The organism is Pseudoduganella sp. OTU4001 (assembly GCF_038440195.1).
Lineage (GTDB): Bacteria > Pseudomonadota > Gammaproteobacteria > Burkholderiales > Burkholderiaceae_D > Rugamonas.
Genome location: NZ_JASATG010000003.1, coordinates 56,138 through 77,992, shown reverse-complemented (window position 1 = coordinate 77,992; position 21,855 = coordinate 56,138). Strand labels below are relative to the sequence as shown.

27 protein-coding genes and 1 tRNA gene are annotated in these 21,855 nt (G+C 55.6%); 8 read left to right on the top strand and 20 right to left on the bottom strand.

Features of this window, described 5'->3' with window-relative positions:
* Positions 1-31: 31 nt before the first annotated feature.
* Together dnaQ and AAHE99_RS03900 are read left to right on the top strand one after the other, a co-directional pair.
* A complete protein-coding gene (gene dnaQ / locus AAHE99_RS03905; RefSeq protein WP_342114602.1) occupies positions 32-733 on the top strand; it encodes a DNA polymerase III subunit epsilon in 702 nt (233 codons plus the stop codon).
* 12 nt (positions 734-745) lie between these two features.
* Positions 746-820, top strand: a tRNA-Val gene (locus AAHE99_RS03900).
* A 153-nt stretch (positions 821-973) separates the two neighbouring features.
* Here AAHE99_RS03900 and AAHE99_RS03895 read toward each other — a convergent pair.
* From AAHE99_RS03895 to merR, 19 genes are all read right to left on the bottom strand, one after another.
* Complete coding sequence (locus AAHE99_RS03895; RefSeq protein WP_342114600.1) at positions 974-1,366, bottom strand: hypothetical protein; 393 nt, start codon at positions 1,364-1,366, stop codon at positions 974-976.
* Entirely contained in the window at positions 1,366-1,554 is a 189-nt protein-coding gene (locus AAHE99_RS03890; RefSeq protein WP_342114599.1) for a hypothetical protein, read from the bottom strand. Before AAHE99_RS03890 ends, AAHE99_RS03895 begins: the two co-directional genes overlap by 1 nt.
* On the bottom strand, positions 1,554-1,742 hold the full coding sequence (locus AAHE99_RS03885) for a hypothetical protein (RefSeq protein WP_342114597.1): 189 nt from the start codon (positions 1,740-1,742) through the stop codon (positions 1,554-1,556). Before AAHE99_RS03885 ends, AAHE99_RS03890 begins: the two co-directional genes overlap by 1 nt.
* Before the next feature lie 799 nt (positions 1,743-2,541).
* On the bottom strand, positions 2,542-2,865 hold the full coding sequence (locus tag AAHE99_RS03880; protein WP_342114595.1) for an HNH endonuclease: 324 nt from the start codon (positions 2,863-2,865) through the stop codon (positions 2,542-2,544).
* Positions 2,862-3,491 carry a hypothetical protein gene (locus tag AAHE99_RS03875; protein ID WP_342114593.1) on the bottom strand — a complete coding sequence of 210 codons (630 nt, stop codon included), beginning with the start codon at positions 3,489-3,491 and terminating at the stop codon, positions 2,862-2,864. Before AAHE99_RS03875 ends, AAHE99_RS03880 begins: the two co-directional genes overlap by 4 nt.
* 192 nt (positions 3,492-3,683) lie before the next feature.
* Positions 3,684-6,377: a hypothetical protein gene (locus AAHE99_RS03870; protein WP_342114591.1), complete on the bottom strand. Its 2,694-nt coding sequence runs from the start codon at positions 6,375-6,377 to the stop codon at positions 3,684-3,686.
* A gap of 8 nt (positions 6,378-6,385) precedes the next feature.
* The gene (locus AAHE99_RS03865; RefSeq protein WP_342114589.1) at positions 6,386-6,634 is read right to left on the bottom strand and encodes a hypothetical protein; all 249 of its coding nucleotides are present in this window, start codon (positions 6,632-6,634) and stop codon (positions 6,386-6,388) included.
* 169 nt (positions 6,635-6,803) lie between these two features.
* Positions 6,804-7,016 (bottom strand): hypothetical protein, encoded by a 213-nt coding sequence (locus AAHE99_RS03860; RefSeq protein ID WP_342114587.1) that lies wholly within the window; start codon positions 7,014-7,016, stop codon positions 6,804-6,806.
* 17 nt (positions 7,017-7,033) lie between these two features.
* Positions 7,034-8,194, bottom strand: a complete 1,161-nt coding sequence (locus AAHE99_RS03855) for a phage major capsid protein (RefSeq protein ID WP_342114585.1) — start codon at positions 8,192-8,194, stop codon at positions 7,034-7,036.
* 57 nt (positions 8,195-8,251) lie between these two features.
* A complete protein-coding gene (locus tag AAHE99_RS03850; protein ID WP_342114583.1) occupies positions 8,252-8,710 on the bottom strand; it encodes a hypothetical protein in 459 nt (152 codons plus the stop codon).
* Between the two features lie 135 nt (positions 8,711-8,845).
* Positions 8,846-9,988 carry an AAA family ATPase gene (locus tag AAHE99_RS03845; protein ID WP_342114581.1) on the bottom strand — a complete coding sequence of 381 codons (1,143 nt, stop codon included), beginning with the start codon at positions 9,986-9,988 and terminating at the stop codon, positions 8,846-8,848.
* 320 nt (positions 9,989-10,308) lie between these two features.
* Positions 10,309-10,566: a helix-turn-helix domain-containing protein gene (locus AAHE99_RS03840; protein ID WP_342114579.1), complete on the bottom strand. Its 258-nt coding sequence runs from the start codon at positions 10,564-10,566 to the stop codon at positions 10,309-10,311.
* The gene (locus tag AAHE99_RS03835) at positions 10,563-10,778 is read right to left on the bottom strand and encodes a hypothetical protein (RefSeq protein WP_342114578.1); all 216 of its coding nucleotides are present in this window, start codon (positions 10,776-10,778) and stop codon (positions 10,563-10,565) included. The genes AAHE99_RS03840 and AAHE99_RS03835 overlap by 4 nt, the downstream gene beginning before the upstream one ends.
* A gap of 262 nt (positions 10,779-11,040) precedes the next feature.
* Positions 11,041-12,201 (bottom strand): tyrosine-type recombinase/integrase, encoded by a 1,161-nt coding sequence (locus AAHE99_RS03830; protein WP_342114577.1) that lies wholly within the window; start codon positions 12,199-12,201, stop codon positions 11,041-11,043.
* 414 nt (positions 12,202-12,615) lie between these two features.
* Entirely contained in the window at positions 12,616-12,930 is a 315-nt protein-coding gene (locus AAHE99_RS03825; RefSeq protein ID WP_342114575.1) for a hypothetical protein, read from the bottom strand.
* 20 nt (positions 12,931-12,950) lie between these two features.
* Positions 12,951-13,403, bottom strand: a complete 453-nt coding sequence (locus AAHE99_RS03820; RefSeq protein ID WP_342114573.1) for a hypothetical protein — start codon at positions 13,401-13,403, stop codon at positions 12,951-12,953.
* On the bottom strand, positions 13,381-13,971 hold the full coding sequence (locus tag AAHE99_RS03815; RefSeq protein ID WP_342114571.1) for a NaeI family type II restriction endonuclease: 591 nt from the start codon (positions 13,969-13,971) through the stop codon (positions 13,381-13,383). The genes AAHE99_RS03820 and AAHE99_RS03815 overlap by 23 nt, the downstream gene beginning before the upstream one ends.
* Positions 13,961-14,611 (bottom strand): protein NO VEIN domain-containing protein, encoded by a 651-nt coding sequence (locus tag AAHE99_RS03810; RefSeq protein ID WP_342114569.1) that lies wholly within the window; start codon positions 14,609-14,611, stop codon positions 13,961-13,963. The genes AAHE99_RS03815 and AAHE99_RS03810 overlap by 11 nt, the downstream gene beginning before the upstream one ends.
* 53 nt (positions 14,612-14,664) lie before the next feature.
* Positions 14,665-15,075: an Hg(II)-responsive transcriptional regulator gene (merR, locus tag AAHE99_RS03805; RefSeq protein ID WP_446728887.1), complete on the bottom strand. Its 411-nt coding sequence runs from the start codon at positions 15,073-15,075 to the stop codon at positions 14,665-14,667.
* A gap of 43 nt (positions 15,076-15,118) precedes the next feature.
* Here merR and merT point away from each other — a divergent pair, with 43 nt between their 5' ends.
* Genes merT through AAHE99_RS03790 form a run of 3 tightly spaced genes read left to right on the top strand, consistent with a single transcriptional unit; the run spans position 15,119 to position 16,008 of the window.
* Entirely contained in the window at positions 15,119-15,490 is a 372-nt protein-coding gene (merT, locus tag AAHE99_RS03800; protein ID WP_342114565.1) for a mercuric ion transporter MerT, read from the top strand.
* Between the two features lie 15 nt (positions 15,491-15,505).
* On the top strand, positions 15,506-15,790 hold the full coding sequence (gene merP / locus AAHE99_RS03795) for a mercury resistance system periplasmic binding protein MerP (protein WP_342114563.1): 285 nt from the start codon (positions 15,506-15,508) through the stop codon (positions 15,788-15,790).
* On the top strand, positions 15,787-16,008 hold the full coding sequence (locus AAHE99_RS03790; RefSeq protein WP_342114561.1) for a GDCCVxC domain-containing (seleno)protein: 222 nt from the start codon (positions 15,787-15,789) through the stop codon (positions 16,006-16,008). Before merP ends, AAHE99_RS03790 begins: the two co-directional genes overlap by 4 nt.
* On the opposite strand, the gene AAHE99_RS03785 is transcribed toward AAHE99_RS03790, so the two are convergent.
* Entirely contained in the window at positions 15,945-16,829 is an 885-nt protein-coding gene (locus AAHE99_RS03785; protein WP_342114560.1) for an IS110 family transposase, read from the bottom strand. The two genes, AAHE99_RS03790 and AAHE99_RS03785, sit on opposite strands and share 64 nt — an antisense overlap.
* A gap of 551 nt (positions 16,830-17,380) precedes the next feature.
* On the opposite strand from AAHE99_RS03785, the gene AAHE99_RS03780 reads away from it, so the two are divergent.
* The 3 genes from AAHE99_RS03780 (at position 17,381) to AAHE99_RS03770 (ending at position 21,827) form a co-directional block, all read left to right on the top strand.
* Positions 17,381-18,622 (top strand): DUF1173 family protein, encoded by a 1,242-nt coding sequence (locus AAHE99_RS03780; protein ID WP_342114558.1) that lies wholly within the window; start codon positions 17,381-17,383, stop codon positions 18,620-18,622.
* Positions 18,623-19,089: 467 nt separating this feature from the next.
* Positions 19,090-20,406, top strand: coding sequence for an MgtC/SapB family protein (locus AAHE99_RS03775; protein WP_342114556.1), 1,317 nt, complete (start codon positions 19,090-19,092; stop codon positions 20,404-20,406).
* 32 nt (positions 20,407-20,438) lie between these two features.
* Positions 20,439-21,827: an MBL fold metallo-hydrolase gene (locus AAHE99_RS03770; protein WP_342114554.1), complete on the top strand. Its 1,389-nt coding sequence runs from the start codon at positions 20,439-20,441 to the stop codon at positions 21,825-21,827.
* Positions 21,828-21,855: the final 28 nt, after the last annotated feature.

Below are 21,855 nucleotides of genomic sequence, written 5' to 3'. Positions count from 1 at the left end.
AGCTTGCTACAGAACCTCTTCGCGAAGATTTATGCGTCAAATCGTCCTTGATACCGAAACTACCGGCATTAACCCAAAACAGGGTAACCGAATCATTGAAATTGGCTGCGTCGAGCTCTTCAACCGCAAGCTGACCGGGAATAACTTCCACTGCTACATCAATCCAGAGCGCGATTCGGAAGAGGGCGCACTGGCAGTGCACGGCCTGACCACCGAATTCCTGCGCGATAAACCGCGTTTCCACGAAATTGTAGAGGACCTGCGTTCCTACATCCAGGACGCGGAAGTCATCATCCACAACGCACCGTTCGACCTGGGCTTCCTGAACCACGAGTTCAATATGCTCAAGCTGCCGGCCTTCGATTCGCACATCAGCGGCGTGATCGACACCCTGGTTCAGGCCAAGGAAATGCGTCCGGGCAAGCGCAACTCGCTGGATGCGCTGTGCGAACACTTCGGCATCTCCAACGCCCACCGCAAGCTGCACGGCGCGCTGCTGGACGCGGAGCTGCTGGCCGACGTCTACCTGGCCATGACGCGCGGCCAGAACAGCCTCGGCATGGACATCGTGATCGAAGAGTCGAGCGGCGGCATTGCTGTTGCCGAGATCGCCCTGGCGGAAGTGATGGTGCTGCGCGCTTCCGATGCCGAGGCGGCTGCGCACGCCGAATTCCTCGACGGCCTGGACAAGGCTGTGAAGGGAACTTGTGTTTGGCGCACCCCTAGTCTATAATAGCGCCACTTCGGGAGGTTAGCTCAGGGGTAGAGCACTGCATTCACACTGCAGGGGTCGCAAGTTCGAAACTTGCACTTCCCACCAGAATTCAGTAGTAAAAACAAGGGCTTGCGAAATTCGCAGGCCCTTTGTGTTTTCTAGTCCGGAAAAAGTCCGGAAAGTCGTTTTAATGCCACATGTCGGCAGTTTTCAAGACTACCGACCGCGCAAGATTTCCTCTAGCCACAATTTTCCAGTTCATTGGGCCACTGCGGTCTGGCCCTTGTCCTTACTTTTGCCCTGTTGCTTCGCGTCATCAGCAAAGACCTTCGCCGTATAAGTCACGGTTTCGACCTCGCCCAGGAATTGAAGTTCGCAGGCGATATGCGAGACCAGGTAACCGAGTGAGGTTGTAGTGCGCGGTTCCACAAAAGTTTCCTGATTTTCCGATGCAATCGCCATAACTTGTCCGATTGCCTCAAGGCCCCTCAGGAGTGCATCTCGTGCGTTTGAGGCACAGGTTTCGGCGGCTTCGGATATTTGCTTCAGGTCCTCAGTCGAATCCCTGCGACCGAGTTTTACTAAAAGGTGGCCGAGGTGATAGGGAGCACGTTCCAGATCTCCGATATGCGGATTGGTAGTGGATCTCATTACAGGCCTCCCTTGACCAACCGGAGGGCTGGACGATGCGTTGATGCGCGCTCGATTACATAACGGGACTGAATCCGTGCCGCGCTCATGACGTAGTAGCGTCCTTCCGTGTCGATCGAACGAAACAAGTTGAGAAGGCTTTGCTCTTCAGGTGAAAGGCCTTGCGGCTTTGTATAAACGGTTTTCATTACAGGCCTCCCAGCAGACGATATGCGGGAGCCTGGCGGCGGAAGTCGCGGACGACCGAGGCCAGGAGGGACAAGTACAGGCGCTTTTGGTTTTCGTTCAGCCGGCGGAACATCTTGACCAGCTGCGCTTCCAGGGCGCCAAGCACAGATGCCGGCGCACTAGGTGGTGGGGGGAATGTCTTGCTCATGATGGGCTCCGTGTGTAGTTAGAGCCTATCCCGCCGTCGCCAAACGAGGGGAGAGGCAGATAGCAGGGTTGGCGAACAGGCACACACGGCAACCTGCGCATCCGAAGATGCCCCCACCACTGCCTCTCATGGAGGAATGGTGCTTGGACGAAAAAATACCGCCTGGTGGCGGTCGTCCGCCGTATGTATTCCGGGTCGCCAAACCCGTTCCCGCTTTCTAGGGACATTTCCAGCCTAGTACATCCTGGCGGGTTTGCAAGGATTTTTTCGTCTGGACCAATGGTAACAGGCTGGCGCGATTCCCCGGGCCGGAATCGAACCGGCACGCCCTTGCAGGCAACGGATTTTAAGTCCGGTGCGTGCCTGGCGCGTGAGCAGCCAGCAACCAAGCATGAGCCCACCGCAACGAAGCGTGGCGGCCCGTCGCGTGTGGGGCGGATATAAAGCGCTCTAGCGCCAGGCTGGAACGAAAGCGGGCATATGTGTGCTTGCTAAAGCAGGCCGCGTCGAAATGGATCATGCGGCCAGCTTATCTTGGCTCAACCGCTGAATCTTGATAAAAATCAAACTCCGTGCGGGTTGTTGAAGCCTTTAACAGCTTTAACAATCATCTGTTAAATCAAACGCGACGATTTTTCAAAGAAGGCCCGCCGTTACAGGCGATCTTTGATTAACGGGTGTTTGATTTGCATCCTGTTTGATTAACATTTTTCCCAAAGGGAAGAAAAAATCTGCGCGTGGAAGGGAGCGCGATGTCCGTGATGTTTCGTTTTAATTTTTACAACACCCCCCCGGCCTTTCAGTCGGGGATGAATCCACCAGCTGCTCTCATAGCAGCCTCGCGAGTCGTCTTTAATTCATGGCATGGCGTGCAAAGCGACTGCAGATTGCTTTCATCATCAGGACCGCCAGCCCACAGAGGAACCTTATGATCAACCTCATCGACTGGCCTGGTCCTACCTGCAGCCTCACAGACCACGCACAATGGATGCGCATCCTTCCACTTCTTGTTGCGGTCAACCCTTGCCCTACCTTCGAGCCGCTTTGTGCCGGTCTGCACTAAGGCCGGCGAGCGAGTTGCCTTAATCTCTTTGATGCGTGGTTTAAGGGTCTGGAGCTTCATGGCAGCATCCCTGCGAACGGCGCGCCTCGCGTGACAGCGATTCGCTCCTTCGTGACGTCAATAAATATCGGGCGTCCACCAATAGGCAGTCCTGGATAACTTCGTTCGAAATGATAGATCTGGCGATTCATGACCTCGATCATTTTGCACTCTGAGTCAAGTGGCCCCTGAATCTGTCGAAGATCGTCGCGCGACATACTGGGGCCGATAGACCAACCGGAAAGCACATCCGCTTCGAAGCGCAACTTACCGGCCGGCTTATACCAACGAATGGCGAGAAGTCTCTGGTGCGACTCACTCCAACCCACCAAAGTGATGTCTTGGCCTTCCGATAGCATTGGGTCAGTGGACTGCATCCTCTCAGCGTCAAGCCTCATATACTCCATGCACGATTCGATCTGCTTCATCATCACACGCACCAATTCGTCCACGCTTCCACCTGATGCGGACAACGCGGCAAAAAGAAGGAACTGGAAAGCGGCAACTCCACGCCCTGCCAAAACCGCGTGAGCCGGTTCAATAATCTGAAACTTCGTGGTTTCGCCCAGAACGCTTCCGGTAGCCATTTTGGTGTCGACAGCCAGTAGGACGCGGTCAGCAAGCACTTGAACGTTAAGGATGCTCATAGCTTTGACATAGGTCCGTTTGTTCTTTCGGATGCGGTGGCGCTTCGATTTGCGAAGGCTGCGTCGCCTCGTTTAACGGCTCATCGCACGCCGATCCGATCGAGTAACCAATTGCCGCGCCCTGTACTCCGTTGATGAAGAAGCCACCAACCGCAAGGGCTGTACCTAAAAGACTCATTTTGATCCCCTTTCCTAATTATTCCTTCGGTTTGCTCTTTCGATGGCCATTGCAGTCCTTGAAGCGATGGAATCAGCTGATTCTCGGCTTGTCCCGGCTGGTACTTGGACATTGATGTTGTTGATGGTCTGCGCTTCGCTTCCGTTCATCGGCACAGCCATCATGGCTTTGCTCGCCACGCTTATGCTTGGCATGCGTGGCATGTGCGCCGCCAGGGCCGACCTAGCATGTGCACCAAACACCCCACCGTGCGCAAATCGGTCAACTACGCTTAAGCTGCCGCTGCTATCACGGCCCAGTTGTAACAGTCGCTCGCGGCCACCGGGACTCAGCATCTTGACGGACAGGGCGCCATGCTCGTCCCGATGCAATGGCATGATCGCTTCCGGGCCAGCCTCGCCCATAAGGCCCAAGCGGCCACCAGCCATCGCGAAGAAGGTGGGTGCGTCCACTATGCCGCTTGGGATGCCGCCCTTGGCGAATGGCACGATATCTCCGGCGCTAAAGGCGTTGCCGTTCGCGTTCGGAAACAGGCCGGAGAACCATTTGACGACCCCGCCAAGCACGCCCTTATCGCCAAAGATGCCCTTGCCTAAGTCCTTAACCGCCATCCTGGCCATGTCCGCTGCGATCTCATTGAACAGAGATTTGAACGCGTCCTTAACCGACATAGTTCCGCTTATGAGTTTGTCGAAGAGAGATTCGAAGCCATTCTGGAATACACCCTGCATCTTGTCGCGCACCAGGTCAGCCGATGCAGCCATTTTGTCGGCCGCCAGCTGGAACTGTTTTGCCTGATCTGCGAGGCGCTGGTCCGGGGAATTCGCAGCAGCGGCAGCAAAGGCGGTTGCGGCGGCCTGTAGATCGATGGCCGCCTGCCGGCGCGCATCACTGATCTTCCTCAGTGCCTCAATCTGTGTGATGCTTCCCGCCTCGGCGGCCATGTCGGCGCGCTCCGTCGTGATTTGAAGGTCCGATTGAATCCTCGCCTCGTCCACCAGGAGTTCGTTGACGCGACCTTGTGCGACCGCTGCGGCGCGCATCATGTCCAGTTGCCGCATGGCCTGGTCGATCTCCGCGACCTTTTCAGTGTCACCGGCATCGACGGCCGTCTGTCGTTCACCTGAAAGGCGTTTGCTGACAATGCCATGCTCCGTATCGAAGCGCGCTGCTGCCACTTTTTCGAGGTTCCCCTGCATCTCAATGAACTGCAAGTTCACTTCGCTGATTTGGCGCCCGAAGTCTTTCATTCTAGCCTCGCGCTCAATGATTCCGCGCGTGACCTCTGTGTTGTAGCTGGCTTCGAGCTGCGCGGACTTCTCCTGTAGTTCTTTGATCTTGGATTCGTTTGAGACTCGCTCCGCCGGATCCTTTGGCTTTCGGGACTTCAGGAGCGCGATTTCCTTCTCGATATTAGCCTGCTGCGATTGGAGCGCTTCCTGCGCTGCTGCATTTCGCGCCGCGAAGTACTCGCTCGTGGAAAGCAAATCCTGCTGGTAGTAGATGTCGAGGAATTCCTTTCGCGCCATGAGTAGCTCGCGATCTCGGTCTAATGCGCGTTCTACTTCCCGCATTTGGGCTTCAAGGCGCTTGCGGCCCGGATCCTCACCGCCGCCGACTGGAATGATTGGTGCCGAGGCGGTGCGCTTCAGCGCGTCCATGATCTCGTCCGGGATCGAACCAGCGCCAGCTTTTTGACCTTTGTTCGGGTCCAGGATTTCGGCCATGATGCGGTCTACTTCTTCGCGTGCCTCCTTAGCCTCCAGTCGCATGATCTGGCCGATGCGTTCGAAATTCTTGAAGTCTAGCCGGCCAAGCGCGCCGAGTTGCGCGGCAATCCCGCCGATCTCGTTACCGACTTGCTTGAATACATAAGAGGTGTTGACGCCAAGTACAGATATGCCTTCAATCACGGTGTTGATAGCCTTGCCAACGCCGCTAAAGCCTTCGCTGCTTTCCTTGACCGCTAACATTTTATCCGCCAGCAGTTGCATCGTGGGCAGAAGTTCCGCCGCGATTTGATTTCCAGCCGCACCGGAAAGCAGACCGATCTTTGCAAGAGCGTCATTGAATTTGTCTGAGCGTTCGGCGATCTCAGTGGTTACGCCGCTGTATTTCTGGTAATACGCGATATTGTCGCGGAGTGATTGGGCGCCGTCGTCCAAGAGCGGCAGGAGATCGGCATAGGACTTCGTGAAGAGTTTGTTCGCCAGCGCGGCTTTAGCGGGCCCGTCCTCCAGCCCTTCGAAGCGCTTGGCGACATCCACTAGAAGTTCGTCAGCGCCTCGAAGTTTGCCGGCACTGTCTTTGATCTCGATGCCAAGAGCGCGGAACGCCGCTGATGTTTCCTTACCACCTCCTGCAGCGTCGGCAATCTGCAGATTGAACTTGCCCATCGCCTTTGCGACGGAATCGAGATCCGCTCCGGCCTGCTTCGCAGCGAAGCCAATACCGCCCAAGGTTTCGACCGCAATTCCGGTTTTCTTGGAAAGATCGTTCAGGTGATCAGCAGCATCGATTGCGTTTTTAACTATGGCAGCCAGGCCTCCAGCGGAGATACCGACACCTAGACCCGCGAGGGCAGCGTTCGCGCTGGAGAATGAGCCTGAGATGACGCTAGCCGACTTCTTCGCGCTGCGCTCGATGGCGTTCATCGCGTCCTGGAACTGGGCGACACGCGCCTCAACGTCGATTCTCAAAAGTGGCATAGTCGGCCTCAGTGTTTAGGTTGAGTGGTGGACTCGCCCCAGGCTGCCAGCACTTGATGGTTGTTGCCGACCAGCGCCATGAGCCTTTTAGCTAATGCATCATGCAAACCTGGTGCTGGGCGGAGTCCAGTCGCTTCTATGACTTCTAAGATGTATTGGCCGGAGATGATATAAGCCCAGTCTTCCGTCAGGGGCTTTTGCTTGGCAATGACCTCCAAAAGATCCTGCGGCGATACTTCAATCCAGTCGAAATTCACGAAGAGACCTCCTGTTGAATTGGTGCCAGCCGCGACGGCGCTTCGTCCGCTGGCGCTCCCAGTCTCCCGAGAGTTCTCAACCGGCGGCGTTGACACCGGCTGAATTTTGCATTCGCACACCCGAAAACCATCCACGGGGAAAAGGATGCGCGAAGCATTCGGCTCAAAGCTATTCAGCGTCGTGCCGCATGTCCTTGGTTTGGTAGTTGCTGTTACGCGTGTTGCGGATGACAGCCTTCTGGCCGTCGACCGCCCGCAAGCGCTCTTCCAGGTCGATTACTCGTTGTTCTAGGGACCGGATCTTTACACTCGCTTCACGCTCCACGTACGATTTAATTCCTGCTATGGTCGCGTCTGCCAGCGTCTTTAAGTCTTTGCGCATGTCGATTCCTTCCGTCGTTAGCTGACTACGCCGCCGTATTCAGCATCGGCCAGGTACGCCACGGCGGTGGAACGACGCTTGCCGTAGTTGATGCGACGGACCACCTTGAAGCCGACCTGCTCGGTCTGCCACAGGGACATCAGGGTTGCCGATGCGGCGGTCGGGGTGTCGCCAGCGCCTTGTGGTGCGCTGTCCTGCTCGATGGTAGCGGAATCGGACATCGAAATTTCGATGCCGGTGTCACCGATCTTCCAGATGTCGGAAGGCTTCAGCAGAATCCAGTTGCCTGGGGTGACGTTGTCGCCGGTATAGACAGTGTCGCCAAGCAGTTTGCCACCTTCGGCGCCGAGGCCAGGGTAAGCCGGGTTGTTAAGCGCATCGCGCATCAGGCCGACTGCCTTGGCCATGCTCGGGGTCATGATCTGGACCAGGCCCGACACGTTTTTCGCGGCCAGGAATTGAGCGTACAGCGCCAGTAGGTCATTGTGGAGCGCGGCCTGATCGGTGCCGGATGGCGACAGGGCTGACAGGCCGTTGAGGATGCCGGCTGGTGAAACGCCATCAACACCAGCGCCAGCACCTAGGAACGTTGTGTCAACGCGCTGAGAGATCGCCTGTGCAATCGAGTCGCGGACCCAGATTTCCGCAGCGAGGCTGCCGTCCAGGATCATCTCCTTGGAGCAGACCGCGATAGTGGCCGCTTTCAGTGGTTTCAGTTCGATGTCGCTAAAGCCGACATTCGTTACAGGGATGCCCTTGGATTCACCGACCCAGAAGCCGGTCGACGCGCCGTCCTGGCCCTTGATGTGGATGTTGGCCGGCACTTCGCGCAGCGGCAGACGGTCGAAGATCGTCATCGCGTACAGGAAGTCGATGAAGTCGCCGGTATAGCGGGTGTTGGACGAGGCCAGTTCGGCACCCCATTCGCCGGAACCGGTGCCGCCGCCTGCAACGCCGGACTTGATGACGTTGACCAGGTGTGGGTGGGTTTTTCCCCAGCGCTTCTTCGCGATATCGGCGGGATTGGTGAAGTTCCCTTCGCGCATGGCGATGTAGCTGGCAGCGCGGGCGATCACACCACGGATGTAACTCTGGCCGGGATACGCATCGTCCGGGTCGCAGTGCTTCGCGTAGCTCATGCCGCTCAATTCGCTGGTTAAGTCCGACAGTCGTTGCATTGCGTTTGTCCTCAAGGTGAAAATTTCGATGACTCTATGTTTGTCCATTCCGGCGCGCTATTCAACGACCGGTGCGGGTTTGCGGGTTTCACTCTCGCAAACCCGCAAGGCCCAAATTGCGCCTTGTCGATCCACTCCCACTCGCTCAATGCGATATCCGCCGATGGCTTTTCCTTCCAGGCCGCGCAGCAGTTTGCCCACGCGTTTCCCACTCATGCCGGCGAGGTCACTCAGTGCGGCTTTGAGTGGCCGACCCTGCTCGATCTTGGCGTGTGCCAGTAATTCTGCGACCGAGAACAGACGATCACCGACCACCGCGGCGATTGTGCGGATATTCGCGGCCAGGTCAGGCTTAACGGCATCTTCTTGGGTTCGGGTTTGCTGAAGCGCGGCACGCAATAATCGAAGCTCGTCACGGATTTCATGCAGCGCTTCGAGTTCTGCAGGTTTGGTCGATGGAGTTGCTGGCAGTGGCTCGGTGCCATCTGCTGATTTTTCAATTGCGACGACGTTCATGCTTTTTCCTTTCCGGAAAGATTTTCAGTGCGTTCCGACCAGCGCCAGCAGTCACTGGACCCATAGCAATTCGAGGTTGGTTATGTCGAAGTTTGCGAAGATTGCATACTTCTGAGAGTACAAACTTCGCAAACTTCAGGGCGGTTTTGCCAACTTCGGCGAGGGCCAGTACCAGCCACCTTTCATTGATTCCTTGTAGGGCATGATCCCGAGCTTTTTCGCCGCTCGCCTCGCTTTGTCCATCGAATAGCCGGCGCCCCGGACATCAGCCTCAATTTGTTTTGCGCTGAGTGGGCCGTGAGCCAGTAGATCGCACAAGAAGGTCTTGATATCTTGGCGCTCTTCATCGTCCTCGGCCGGGGTGGCGTCGACGTGTCGGAGAATTTCTCGCGCCGTGCCGTCCAATGCTTCGCCGAACACTGCGACCGATGCGAACAGACCGACATGGCCCGGGACTGGAATCTGCTCCAGGTGATACTTAAACCCGCCTTCGTCCGTGCCAATGTTGGACTTTGCGATCATGAACACGCAGCCGGTGCCAATCTCGGAATCCTCTGGCAACTTTGCGCAGATCATGACCACGCGAGCGATCGCACCTACAGCGATACTGCCGTTGACACGCTCAGTCGGATCGCGTCCTTGCGTCCCTTTGCTGAAGTGCGTGATTCCCAGTACGGCAGCATTGTGGCGCCGAGCCAGATCAGCGACTGGTTGCATGCTCCGACGGACCTCTGCGTTCTTATGGCTATCGCCCGCAAAGGTGGACACAATCGGGTCGAGCAGGATCATGCCTACGTCGAGGTGCGCCCTTAAGATTGCATCATCCAGAAGCGAGATATCGCGCGACGGATCGAACTCACGCGGGCCATTAGCATCCTGCGCGCCTTCAACGAAGTGAATGCGGCGCATGTCAGCCTTCATGGCTACGAGGCGCGGTGCCAGGGTGTCGGCAACTCCATCCTCCCCGGTCCAGACAATTACGTCGCGTTGCTCAGCCTTGCTTCCATCAGGTAGTACGCCGCCTGCGGATATGGCTGCGGCCATGCGCATCGCGCAGGTCGTTTTTCCTACGCCTGGTGGTCCAGCAAGAATATGGATCTTGCCGGAGGCGAGGTACTGTGGCCAGAGCCAGGTGATGCGCTCGACTTCAACGTTGGCGCCGTTTCTAAGTACAGCCGTGGCCAGATCAGTCGGACGAACCAAGCCGATGGCTGCGCGGGATGCGGTTAGTTCTGGGTCTGCCGGCACTGCTGCTAATACGCTTGTTGGCTGCGTCATACCACCCCCAACTTGAGGAAGGCGATGCGTTTTCGGTCCAGGTCGATCACCTGCAGCCGGCGCGGGTTGGCCGAGTGTAGGTGATGGCAGAGGCTGCGAAGGATGGAGTAGCGCGTGGTGTTGCCGTGGTAAGTAACGATCACGTCAAGACCCACCACAGACCGGCACTCACACATGGTTGGCAACCTATCTGGGCTGACTGCCAGTCCGCATGACTTTGCCGGCCTAAATCCAAGGCCGATCCACACCTGGCGCAACATCGGTTGGAGTCCGTTCTTAGCGAGGTTTGCGAGGGGAAGTAGCGGATTCATCTGCCAGCCTCACTTCAACCACTCACGAACAATGCGGCGATCCTTCGCAGTCAAGCTGTACAGTCCGGTTCGGACTTCAACGCCATCTCGATTGAGCACTCTGATGAGTGTGCAAGGGATATCAAGCCCACGGTTCCGAAGCCCCAGGATGCGGCTTGGCGCATGATTGCAGCCGGCTTGGATCTGAAGCTGCATGGTGGTCAGTGCTTGCTTGACCAGGAATTTGAGAATGCGCAGATCGATCAAACTTGTAGGGGCGCCCTTCATTTGGCACCACCGTTTTCGGACATGGCGCGAGATTCCATCAGCTTGCGCCATTCAGCCGCAGCCTCGGCGCTAATGAGTGTTCGACGGCCAACCTTCATGATTCGTGGGCCATCCCCCTCACGCCAAAGTTTGAAGAGTGACGAACGGGAAATGCGATGTGCTTCGCAAAATTCGTCGGTGTCAAACACTGGATTTTCGGTGGCAATGCTCATCTGAATCTACTCCTTAAGAATTTACGTGCGTGCGAATCCGCGCGCCTGAGGCAGGCGCGAATTAAATAACCTTTAAGGTCAAAAGGTGCAGCAGGTAGGAGCGTGAAACGAGGATCTTCGTCAGAGATCCCGAGGGATGGTAAAGCAGGGCTCCTAAACGTCTTTTATTGTTCGTTGACCCACCTTGGCGGGTTGGCGCGCATTATACGTCTGCATTTTTTAAAATGCAGCACAATGCTAGGACATTTCGATGTCGAGCAGACTAGAGAGCGAGTTTTGCTAGTGCGTCAGTTACGATATCGTTTCGCAGATGTCCGTAGTGCTTTTCGATCATAGCGACCGAAGTCCCGCTGATTTGCGCGACGGTGAGGAGGTTCAGCCCGTCCGTCACTAAGTCAGTCAGCACGGCGTGGCGTAGCGTGTAAGCCGTGACTTCCGCTGGCAGCCCCGCTGCTTTGGCCGCCTCTTTGATTGGGCTCTTCCAGGAATCCTTATCCCAAGCCTTTCCGTCCTCGCGAGATAAGAGTGGCGCACCCGGAAGTTTGTTGCGGGCGACGTCGTTGAGCAAATTGGAGAGATTAGTGGGCAGCGTGATCCGGCGTTGTGCGCCATGCTTGTCTTTACCGACACGTAATTCATGAAGGCGCGAATCGAAGTCACCAACAACAAGGGCCGCAAGCGCGCCAGGGCGCAAGGGGAGAGTGGATAGACACCGCAAGAATGCGGCGAGATCAGCAGGTGCGGCGTTGACCAGCGCCAGCCGTTGTTGCTTATCGAGGTAGAGCGTGCGGCGCTTGGCCACATTTTTGAATGCCTTCAGAGGTTCCCTCCACGCAAAATCTGATGTGACGAATCCTTCTTTGAATGCGTAGTTGAGGGCGGCTCGAACGGCTGCCATGTCGCGGTTCACGGTGTCCCTCGATCGCGTTTCGGTCGAGCCTTCCTTGGATTTTTTCGGGCTCTTAACCAGGCGAAGGCGAAAGGCTTTCACGTCTTGCCGATCGAGCATTGACAGCTCAATCGAGGCAATTGCGTCTTCCGCTACCCAGCGCCGAAATCGGCCACGAAGCTCATCGGCCGGTGTGCAGCCTTTCTCTTCGCGGATGTGATCCTCGTAGTTATTGCAAGCCCCCAGTACCGTACAAGGTGTCGTAGATCCACCTTTGTTCAAGTGTTGGAACCATTCATCTGCCAGTGCCACGGCGCGAGAGTAGCGCTCATGTGCTGGAAATTCGTCCAGAGCGCCGAGACTGCGCGTTGATTGGTCGCCTGACTTTAGCCGGTATCTGGCATGCCAGTTTCCGGCCGCATCGTGGGTACGCCGAAAGCCTACAAATTGCCCTTCGGAACGTTTCGACCAGTAAGGTTCCTTACGTGGTTTCAGTGCTTCTCGCGCCGAAACTGTATCAATCTTGGATGCCATATCGCCCCCGTCCGGAAAAAGTCCGGAAAACTGGCGTGAATTTCGATGCACATAAAACAACTTCGGCGCACAGTTCTCCTATGAGAGATAGTGCGCCGAAGTGTTGTGATGTGCAACAAACTCGCATTCACACTGCAGGGGTCGCAAGTTCGAAACTTGCACTTCCCACCAGAAATACTCAAACAAATCAAAGGCTTGCGAATTCATGTCGCAGGCCTTTTTTGTTACTGATGCGAATAGTACGGAAAAAGTACGGAGTCTTGAGAATTAGTGCCGTTTGTCCGATTCGGTGCTTTAGCCATTACCCCGTAGATTATTCGGTGTTGCGTTCAAATCGCCATTGGCAATTGAATTTACTGAAGCACACTTTCTATTTTCTTTATTGGCGTCTGCTTTACATTGCCATCCGCAAACCTAAGTGCCCGCGTGAATTAATTCCTTGAGGCGTGCTATCGAGTCGGTACTTGCTAGCCATACTTTGCCAAAGCCTTGGCGCTCGACTGGGAAGTGCACAACTTTGAATGGTGGATTCGCGCCCGTAAAGAACTTTTCAGCTGGCGGCTTCCGCCCCTCGTTTTTTCCATGGCGGTAGTTGGAATTCGGGAAGTATAGGCTCACGATAAGGTTGCCGATCCAGAAATCCGCGCGGAAGAGCACGTCGGCGATGATGTGGTAGCGTACGTCCAGCCCCATTGCGCGGAGTTGTACCAGCAGATCGAGCTCACGCAAGGTTGAAAGGTAAAATTTGCCTAACCGCCAACGAGCTGCACGTGACCAGCTTCGGCGCTTTTCCTCGCTCGGATTTGGTCCGATCTTGCCTCTAAGGAGGTGATACCAATGCGGTGCGGCATCCCAAGAACTATCCAGTCCCGGAATTCAGTCCAGGTCGGAAGGGACTCATTCGCTTCAACATACCAGTGAAAAAGATGCTGTAGCGCAAACGGAGTATGAAAGTCTTCAATGACCGCTAATTGTTCCACCGATTCGACATCGCCTAATGCATGGCGAGAGCGCATAATTACGTCGCGTACCGATTCTGGGCCAAGTTCGTAGAGAAAACGGTGGCTGAAATTTTCGACAAAAGGAACAACCTCGCGATACAAGGCATTGCGCCTCCACGCCTGCAATGCTCGTGTCGCGCCAGTGGCTCCAGGGCGCAGTAGATCTTGGCAACAGTTGTCAAAGGTTATCTGGGTTCTCATGCTCGTGAATGCTCATATAGCGTTTCAGCATTTCCTCAGTTAACAATGGCGCCGCCTTGCTTAGTGAGGCAAGCTCCCCTTTTGCAAGATCAAAGCCTAACGTCGCCTGTGAAATGGCCCGATCCCAATTGGACGTTCCAGATAGTACGAGAATGCCTTTGGTCCAAAGGTTCTCGCGTGCCCCACCATTTCTGCGCAAGCGTTTCAAAGGATCCTGTTGGTTAGCCACGCTGCAGATTGCGTGGCGAGGGATAATGGTTCCCTGAACAAGGGTAAGCAGCGCCTCTACGCGGTCGTTGGCAGAAGCCGGCGAAACAATCTGACTGAGAATCTGGTCCGGCAGCGCAGCGAGGAAATTTGGAGGGTATGGAGCGTTCGCCACGATCCAGGAGATGTTCTCGTAATATTCCTTCTTGATTGTCCGCTTGCTATCCCGGTTTTGCGCCCCGAGAACTGCTTCGACGACGTAGGCGAGACCGGCTCTGAATTGCGCTTTGCGCTCATCGTAAGCGATGAGCAGGTTAACATGGTTCCAGCTGGACTTTGAGAACATCCACTTATTGCTCATAGTCGTTTTGATGTCGACATCTTCGCCCCCGAGTACAACGTCTAGGCGCAAGAGCGGCAATTTGACCAATACTGAGCGTAGCCACGGCCTTTAACTGCAGTCTTGCGTCGAGACCGATCACGATTAGGCGCCAGTTTGGATCGGAGATGCCAACTTCATATTCATTACGGCTTAGGTGAACGGTAACTCGCCCGCGTCGTGTCGTACTTTTGACTTCCAGGTGCCATTCTCGGCGGTTATGCTTGAACGCAATGTCGTAGCCATATCCGTCGCCCAAACTTGCGACATGGACGGTAGTGCCTGGCCACAGTTGCTCAAGGATATTCAGAAGAGCCAATTCGCCAGCATCGCCGATTAGCTTTCTTTTCGCTAGATCAACCCGCTGGTGCACATTCCTGATCGCAGCAAAACTTTGTGGCTCTTGTAGCCCGAGAGCAAGGCCCAATTTGGCCGCGTCTTCTGGAATGTCACTTGCATCTGGAATCAATATGTCGGAATCCGCTAGCCATGCAGGCGAAGCATGCTCGATGATCTTCTCAAAGAGGATTTGACTAGTCTGGGGTGCAGAAAGCCCGCGATACTGATTTCCCAGGCAGCAAGTAGATGCGCCTTCATTGAGTAGGCCCAGACTTTTCAGCAAATCAAGGGCGGCGCTATATTGGCCTAGTGTCAGATACTGTCTTGATTTTCAAGCTAAAGTCTGTGGTAGAGCGAATCGATCAGCGGGCATTTAATTTTTCCGGACACATCGCCGCAGCTGGCCACCAATTGACCCAGTGCCATCTCAATTCTTTGTAAGTCAGCGATGCGCTCACGCACACCTTGTAACTTCTGTTCGGCGAGCAGACGGGCCTCTACGCAGTGAGTTCCATCATCCAGTCGCAACAGTTCCGCTATCTCGTCGAGCGAGAATCCGATTCGCTGCGCAGCCTTGATGAACTGCAGGCGAGCCAAGTCTGAGTCGCTATACCGCCGAATGGCACTGTGTATTCGCTCAGGTTCCAGCATTAGACCTTTGCGCTGGTAGAAGCGAATGCTTTCCACATTCACGCCTGCGGATTTGGCCAAGGAACCTATTGTAAATTCGGTATTTTCTTTGTTCATATTCTCTTGCATCCGTACTTATGTACGGGAGTAAGCTTACGCCATGAACTCGAAATTACCAATCAATTCAAGCCGACCAACAGGGCGCATTGGCCTTGTCGCAGCGGGAGTCGCGGCGATTCTGGCCTCGACTTGCTGCCTCGGTCCTTTGCTGTTGCTCATGTTGGGAATTTCGGGCGCATGGATCAGCTCATTAACGCTCCTCGAACCCTATCGGCCATTCTTCATAGGCATCTCTCTCATCGCGCTTGTCGCCTCCTGGCAGCGCGTTTGGCGTCCGGCAGCGGATTGTTCGCCAGGAGAGTTTTGCGACCGGCCACAAGTCAAATGGTCATATCGTGTGCTGTACATCACCGTGGTCGTACTTCTGCTCATCGCTGTGAGCTTTCCTTGGATAGCTCCCTGGTTTTACTAATTTAAGGATCAAATCATGCAAAAGATCATTGCCGCCATTGCCTTGTTCGCCCTGAGTACCGCATCGTGGGCAGCGTCCAAAGCTGTCACGCTGTCGGTGCCAGGCATGGACTGTGCAACTTGTCCAATTACGGTAAAGAAGGCGCTTGGAAAAGTACCTGGTGTAACTGCAATCGAAGTGAGTTTTGAAAAGCGCGAAGCAGTCGTTACCTTCGATGATGCGAAGACCAATGTCGCTGCGTTGACGCGTGCCACCGAAGAGGCTGGTTATCCATCGAAGCCTGCTGGAAATCCCAAATGAGCAATGTCATCTTCGATTCAGTTCTGACGTGTCCAGTTTGTGGCCACACGAAACAGGAGACCATGCCTGTTGATGCTTGCCAGTGGCATTATGAATGCGAGAGCTGCCACAGCATCCTACGCCCGAAGCAGGGAGATTGCTGCGTCTACTGCTCCTACGGAACAGTAGTCTGTCCTCCAATGCAAAGCCCTTCCGGCGGATGCTGCTCCCGGACATAGCGATTGAAGTCTGGTGCCAGGCTGATATGGGTCACAACCTTATCGTCCGGCTGGACGCATTTTCTTGATTGCTGTTCTATGTAGTCAGGTCTGAATGCGATGCCAGATCGAACAATGGCGTACATCAGATGAACCAGCTTTCGCATGACCGCGCCGATCACTGCTTTCTTGGACAAGCCGTTTGCATGCAGACGCTCGGCAAAGGCTCGAAGAATGGGGTTGCGGCGACTGGCTACAACCGCTGGCATGTAAAGCGCACTTCGAGTGGCACGATTTCCTGTTCGGCTCATCGTTGTACGCCCGCGCACGGATGTTCCAGAAAGGCGCTGACGTGGACTCACCCCGAGATGAGCGGCTAAAGCCTTGGCGCTGCTGAAGCGCCGCATGTCACCGATATGCCCAAGCATCACCGCGACTGTCGCCTTACCGACGCCAGGAATGCTGGCCATTAGGTCAGCGTCGCGTTTAAGGCTGGGATGACAGGCGATGTGATCTTCGATGTCTCGCCCTATTTGTTTGATCTGTAATCCCAGCCAGACCACTTGCTCCTCGATGTGGTCCATCAACTCAGCATTCGCAGCGACGGTGCATGCCTCCAAACGATTTTCCTCTTGCAGGCGCATGGCCTTCAACGCTTTCAAGCGATCACACCAGGCCCTTAACCGACGTTGCTCGGAAGGCGGGGCTTGCCAAGGTTCGGGATGCATCCTTGCCCCATACCGAGCAATCAAGGCAGCATCAATTCCATCGTTCTTGTTGCGGACAAGTTCGCTCTGCCCAAATCCTTTAATGCGCGCTGGATTGACAATGCTGACCGTCAAACCAAGGGCACCAATCTGACACGCAAGGTCAGGCCCTAAGGTCAAGTTATGTGTCACCTTGCCCAGCCGCGCCACCTGGGGAACACGTTACCATTGGAATACACGACCTTGTCGTTGTCGTCGGAGACGACCACAAGGCAATTGTTGGAGTGAAGATCAATGCCACAAAATAACATGACGTCCTCCTTGATAAAGTTCGGATTCGCACCGTGACTTTATTCCTCGGCTTGGCCGAAGGGAGGACGGCTAGATGATTATCAGTTTTCGGTGCAAATCAACACTTTCTTCTCGAAACCAATAAGCAAATGCTCACCAAGGTCTACGGTGTCCTCTGAATTTTCCTCGGCACCTTTTCCGCCGTGGCGTTTTATCGAGTGTCCAACTTTCTCTTCAGAATAATTCGGTTCAACCCTGACAGGCTCTGAACATCCCTTGCATCTAAACCGGACCACACTGGCCGGAAATCGCCCCTAATTTCGCATGGGATTTCGGGATAGTTCTGCGGTGCAGGCGGGGTAGAGTAATATGAACTATCCCATCTCCGCGAAATCATGGAAGAGGTTGTTGCCTATTCTGTAGAGGGAAAACGCTTCACGGCAGACGATCCGGCGTTGGAGCCAGTATTGGCGCAGGCCTATGGCGCAGGGATTCGCCCACGATGCATGTGCGTCGCCCCCGGAATAGAGATGTACATAGCGAAGCACCGCCACTATGTGGTCAAGCGGATGCCAGGCACGGGGCCGCAGCATCATCCTTCATGTGATTCGTTCGAAAATCAGGCGTCGCACTCCGGTCGGGGTGCGCTGATAGGCAGCGCGATTGTTCCGGCTAGTGATGACTTCACCGACTTACGTGTCGATTTCCCGCTGACGCGAGCGGCGGGGCGCGTCGCGTCGGCTATTCCTGACAAGATCAAGGCAGACGTAAAGTCCTCGCCTCGTCCCATGTCATTGCAGGCACTATTGCAATTTCTTTTCGAAGAAGCTGGTCTTAACCGTTGGTCTCCAGCCATGGACGGCCGACGCCATCAAGGGGTGATACAAAAGTACGTATATGAAGCCGCCGCAGAATTGCGCTTGAAGGGGAAAGTGCTAGCCGATCGGCTCTACATTCCCGAGCGTTTCGACGAGGCCATGAAGGAACAAATTAGCGCGCGCAGGCGGGAACGATTGTCGGTCCTAAGGCCAAGTGATGGTGGCGGGTATGAGATGGCGCTGGTGGTCGGTGAGTTCAAGGATGTGATCGAATCAGCGGGAGCTATACGTATCCGCTTACGACACATGTCTGATGCGCCGTTGACGATGGCTGCCAAGGACTGGCTGCGCTTGCAGCGCAGGTTCAATTGGATGTTTGACCTGAAAGCATCTGAAGCAGGAGATCAGGTCAGAGTCATTATGTGCCTCCTGGTCTATGCAAAACAGGAGCACGTGCTGCATGTCGATACGGCGACCTGCATGCTTACGTCGAGGAATTGGATTCCCCTTGACGCCGCGTTCGAAGTCGACCTGGAACGCAAGCTCACTGAGGAGAAACGCCGCTTCCTCAAGCCTCTCCGTTATGACGCAGGCCCTACCGAAGCGTTTCCGAATTTCCTGCTGCTTGATACTGGAAGCGTCCCGACGCCATTGCATGTGCTGTCAGGTTTCATGAGCAAGGCGGCGTTTGCAGCGAAAGAGAAAGCGATTGCGCGTATTGATCCAGTGCCTTGGATATGGCACGCGAATGAACCCATGAAGCCGCTTCCTCCGGTTGTGGCGAGGCCTGCTGTAGTACCAGAAGCGGCAAGGAAGTAAGTTGCGTAAGGCAGCCGCCTCGCGGTTCGTTTCTGACTTCGCCTTCGCCGTTGCATCTTCGATACGAGCGCATTCGTTGGACGGGTAAAGCCAAGACTTCGCACAGGTGGATCGCTGGCCGTCGCGTTCGATGTCGGCCAGCACGAAGCGAGATCCGGTCATCGAACCAGCCGTGAACCAACCAACGACATGAATAGCTGGAGGATGTCCACTTTTGTGCGGCCGCTACTGATAACCGACAGGAAGCTGTCGAAATTGTAGGTGACTTGAAAGCCGAGCCTCGGATTCAAGAGCGTAAACGACGAGAGCCCGCCCGGGACGACCGCAACTGGGTCGCCTTCCAAGCCTAGCCCTTTATATGTCAGTGCGAGGATGATCTGAATCAAATTGTCCGTAACTAGGCTTAAGGAACAACAGTCCCTCCACCGCTGCCTCAACTATTCTCCAGATGTAATTTTTTCGGTCGTATGATGGCGCATGGACGTGACTGCTATCCATTTACTTTCAATATGAATGTAGCCTCTTCTTCGATCGATGCGGTGAATCTATTGGCATCGCTGGCCACGGGGCTTGTCATTGGTATCGAACGGGGCTGGAGCCAGCGCGAGAGGGGAGAGGGTGGCCGTGTGGCCGGGTTGCGTACTTTTTCGCTGGTCGGATTGCTGGGCGGTCTTCTGGTCTTGATGGCCAACGCATTCAACGCCTGGATTCTGCCGGCCGCGATATTGGGCTTCTCGCTCTTATTGGCCGTCTCTTTTCGGGAAGCGGCGCGGGCGACCGGAGATCTCAGCATCACCACCGCTGTGGCACTGCTCCTGACGCTCTTGTTGGGAGCGGCAGCGATGCATGGGCATGTCGCCGTGGCGCTGGCGTCATCGGTGGTCGCGGCGATACTTTTGGACCTGAAGTCCACTTTACATCGTTGGCTCCGGCTGATTAGACAACAAGAGCTGGTAGCTGCATTGCAGATGCTGGTGTTGTCGGTGGTCATACTGCCCAATCTGCCGGATGCGGGATATGGACCATATGGCGCGCTTAACCCCTATCAGTTATGGTGGGCGGTGGTATTGATTGCGGGACTATCCCTGGCCGGACACTTTTTGATGCGCATAACGGGTTTTGAGCGCGGTCTGTTTTTCACTGGTGTCCTGGGAGGATTAGCGTCGTCGACGGCGGCAACGCTATCCCTCGCGCGCTTGGCGGCCAAACAGCCGGCCTTGTCCCGCGTGGCAGGGGCAGGCGCGTTAGCAGCCTGCGGGGTTATGTTCTTTCGCATGCTCGTGCTGCTTGCAACGATCGCGCCAGGCCTACTGAAGTCTTTCGGCCTGGCTTTAGGCACCACTGGCGTTGTATTGCTGCTTATTGGCCTTTGGCATTGGCGGAACGCGTTGAAGCAACCACCTCTGGTTGAAGACGGGGCGCCAATCGAAGCTTTTGACTTGTCGACTGCACTGGTATTTGGTGCATTCCTTGCCGTGATGGCGGTGACGGTGCCAGCAGCAAAAGAGTGGCTCGGTGCAAGCGGTGTATTTGTGGTGTCCGCCCTGTCCGGAGTCTTGGATGTGGATGCGATCGTCATATCGATTGCTCGCATCTTCCGAACGGGGGCCATCGCCTTTGATGTCGCGCTGATCGCGCTGTGCATTGCGGTGTTGGCAAATATGCTGACCAAGATCGGGATCGCGCTCTTCGCTGGCGGGAATGCGCTCGGTCAGTTGGTGATGCGGGGCTACGCTATGGCTTTGATGGCGGGCGCGTTGCCGGTCTTTGCGACTTTGTTGTAACTCTGTGCAGCCTTCGGGCGTGGGAGGGAAGCATGAAACTGCAATTTCTAGGTGCTACGAAGACGGTCACGGGATCAAAATACCTGGTATCGGGCGGTGGAGCAAAAATTCTTGTCGACTGCGGCCTTTTTCAGGGCTACAAGCAGCTCCGGCTGCGCAATTGGCAGCATTTGCCTATCGCACCTTCCAGCCTGGATGCCGTATTGTTGACGCACGCGCACCTTGACCACAGCGGGTATTTGCCGTTGTTGATCAAGCAGGGATTTTCCGGGAAAGTCTACTGCACCGAAGCGACCTATGACCTGTGTAAGATTCTCTTGCCCGATAGCGGACACTTGCAGGAAGAAGATGCTGCCTACGCAAATCGCCATGGCTTCTCCAAGCATGCACCTGCCTTGCCCCTGTATACCCAGCAGGACGCTGAACACGCGCTCAAATCCTTTTCCCCGGTGGCTTTCGACACGCGCGTGAGCGTGGCAGGTGGGCTTGGCGCGGTCTGGCGCCATGCAGGTCACATACTCGGCGCTGCAACTGTCGCCATCGATGACGGCGCGACCATATTGACGTTTTCGGGCGACCTGGGCCGATCAAACGACATCCTGATGATGCCTCCGGTGCCGATCGAACATACCGACTACCTTGTCGTGGAGTCGACGTACGGGAATCGCGTGCACTCCGATCGCGATCCGATGGTTCCCCTTGGCTATGCGATTCGCGATACGGCAAACCGCGGCGGTGTGGTAGTTATTCCGTCTTTCGCGGTTGGACGGGCCCAGTCCTTGTTGTACTACCTTCACCTGCTCAAGGAGTCGAGAGCCATTCCCGCTGTCCTGCCTGTCTACCTCGATAGTCCAATGGCCAAGGACGCCACGGCTATTTATCACAAGCATCGCAAGGACCATCGTCTAACCGAACAGCAATGCCACGCCATGTGTCACGCCGCCCAGATCATTAACTCGGTAGAGGAATCGAAGGCCCTGCTGCAAAAGCGAGTCCCGATGGTGATTATCGCGGCAAGCGGTATGGCGACAGGTGGACGTGTACTACACCACCTGAAGGCCTTTGCATCCAACCCACGCAATACCGTGATCTTTGTTGGTCACCAAGCCGGCGGCACCCGTGGTGCCAGCATGGTGGCGGGGGCGGATACGGTCAAAATCCATGGCGAATTAGTCCCGGTACGGGCGCAGGTTCTGGAAATAGACAACCTTTCTGCGCACGCCGACAGCAACGAGATGCTGTCGTGGCTGGCACATTTCAAAATGCCGCCGAAGAAGCTGTTTATTACGCACGGTGAGCCCGAGGCAGCCGAAGCGCTGCGTGCGCGGATATCGCAAGACCTGGGCTGGCCATGCCAGGTTCCCGAGTATGGCGACGTCGCAGAGATGGGGGAGGAGGGAAAAGGTGTCGACGATGACTGAAGCTTGCGGTGCAGGCGCGGAGCCCAGC

What these genes read in the sequence shown, in the direction of transcription:
- dnaQ (WP_342114602.1), top strand. Translation starts at nt 32, where the DNA reads ATGCGTCAAATCGTCCTTGATACCGAAACTACCGGCATTAACCCAAAA.
- AAHE99_RS03895 (WP_342114600.1), bottom strand. Translation starts at nt 1,366, where the DNA reads ATGAGATCCACTACCAATCCGCATATCGGAGATCTGGAACGTGCTCCC.
- AAHE99_RS03890 (WP_342114599.1), bottom strand. Translation starts at nt 1,554, where the DNA reads ATGAAAACCGTTTATACAAAGCCGCAAGGCCTTTCACCTGAAGAGCAA.
- AAHE99_RS03885 (WP_342114597.1), bottom strand. Translation starts at nt 1,742, where the DNA reads ATGAGCAAGACATTCCCCCCACCACCTAGTGCGCCGGCATCTGTGCTT.
- AAHE99_RS03880 (WP_342114595.1), bottom strand. Translation starts at nt 2,865, where the DNA reads ATGAAGCTCCAGACCCTTAAACCACGCATCAAAGAGATTAAGGCAACT.
- AAHE99_RS03875 (WP_342114593.1), bottom strand. Translation starts at nt 3,491, where the DNA reads ATGAGCATCCTTAACGTTCAAGTGCTTGCTGACCGCGTCCTACTGGCT.
- AAHE99_RS03870 (WP_342114591.1), bottom strand. Translation starts at nt 6,377, where the DNA reads ATGCCACTTTTGAGAATCGACGTTGAGGCGCGTGTCGCCCAGTTCCAG.
- AAHE99_RS03860 (WP_342114587.1), bottom strand. Translation starts at nt 7,016, where the DNA reads ATGCGCAAAGACTTAAAGACGCTGGCAGACGCGACCATAGCAGGAATT.
- AAHE99_RS03855 (WP_342114585.1), bottom strand. Translation starts at nt 8,194, where the DNA reads ATGCAACGACTGTCGGACTTAACCAGCGAATTGAGCGGCATGAGCTAC.
- AAHE99_RS03850 (WP_342114583.1), bottom strand. Translation starts at nt 8,710, where the DNA reads ATGAACGTCGTCGCAATTGAAAAATCAGCAGATGGCACCGAGCCACTG.
- AAHE99_RS03845 (WP_342114581.1), bottom strand. Translation starts at nt 9,988, where the DNA reads ATGACGCAGCCAACAAGCGTATTAGCAGCAGTGCCGGCAGACCCAGAA.
- AAHE99_RS03840 (WP_342114579.1), bottom strand. Translation starts at nt 10,566, where the DNA reads ATGAAGGGCGCCCCTACAAGTTTGATCGATCTGCGCATTCTCAAATTC.
- AAHE99_RS03835 (WP_342114578.1), bottom strand. Translation starts at nt 10,778, where the DNA reads ATGAGCATTGCCACCGAAAATCCAGTGTTTGACACCGACGAATTTTGC.
- AAHE99_RS03830 (WP_342114577.1), bottom strand. Translation starts at nt 12,201, where the DNA reads ATGGCATCCAAGATTGATACAGTTTCGGCGCGAGAAGCACTGAAACCA.
- AAHE99_RS03820 (WP_342114573.1), bottom strand. Translation starts at nt 13,403, where the DNA reads ATGAGAACCCAGATAACCTTTGACAACTGTTGCCAAGATCTACTGCGC.
- AAHE99_RS03815 (WP_342114571.1), bottom strand. Translation starts at nt 13,971, where the DNA reads ATGAGCAATAAGTGGATGTTCTCAAAGTCCAGCTGGAACCATGTTAAC.
- merR (WP_446728887.1), bottom strand. Translation starts at nt 15,075, where the DNA reads ATGAACAAAGAAAATACCGAATTTACAATAGGTTCCTTGGCCAAATCC.
- merT (WP_342114565.1), top strand. Translation starts at nt 15,119, where the DNA reads ATGAACTCGAAATTACCAATCAATTCAAGCCGACCAACAGGGCGCATT.
- merP (WP_342114563.1), top strand. Translation starts at nt 15,506, where the DNA reads ATGCAAAAGATCATTGCCGCCATTGCCTTGTTCGCCCTGAGTACCGCA.
- AAHE99_RS03790 (WP_342114561.1), top strand. Translation starts at nt 15,787, where the DNA reads ATGAGCAATGTCATCTTCGATTCAGTTCTGACGTGTCCAGTTTGTGGC.
- AAHE99_RS03780 (WP_342114558.1), top strand. Translation starts at nt 17,381, where the DNA reads ATGGAAGAGGTTGTTGCCTATTCTGTAGAGGGAAAACGCTTCACGGCA.
- AAHE99_RS03775 (WP_342114556.1), top strand. Translation starts at nt 19,090, where the DNA reads ATGATGGCGCATGGACGTGACTGCTATCCATTTACTTTCAATATGAAT.
- AAHE99_RS03770 (WP_342114554.1), top strand. Translation starts at nt 20,439, where the DNA reads ATGAAACTGCAATTTCTAGGTGCTACGAAGACGGTCACGGGATCAAAA.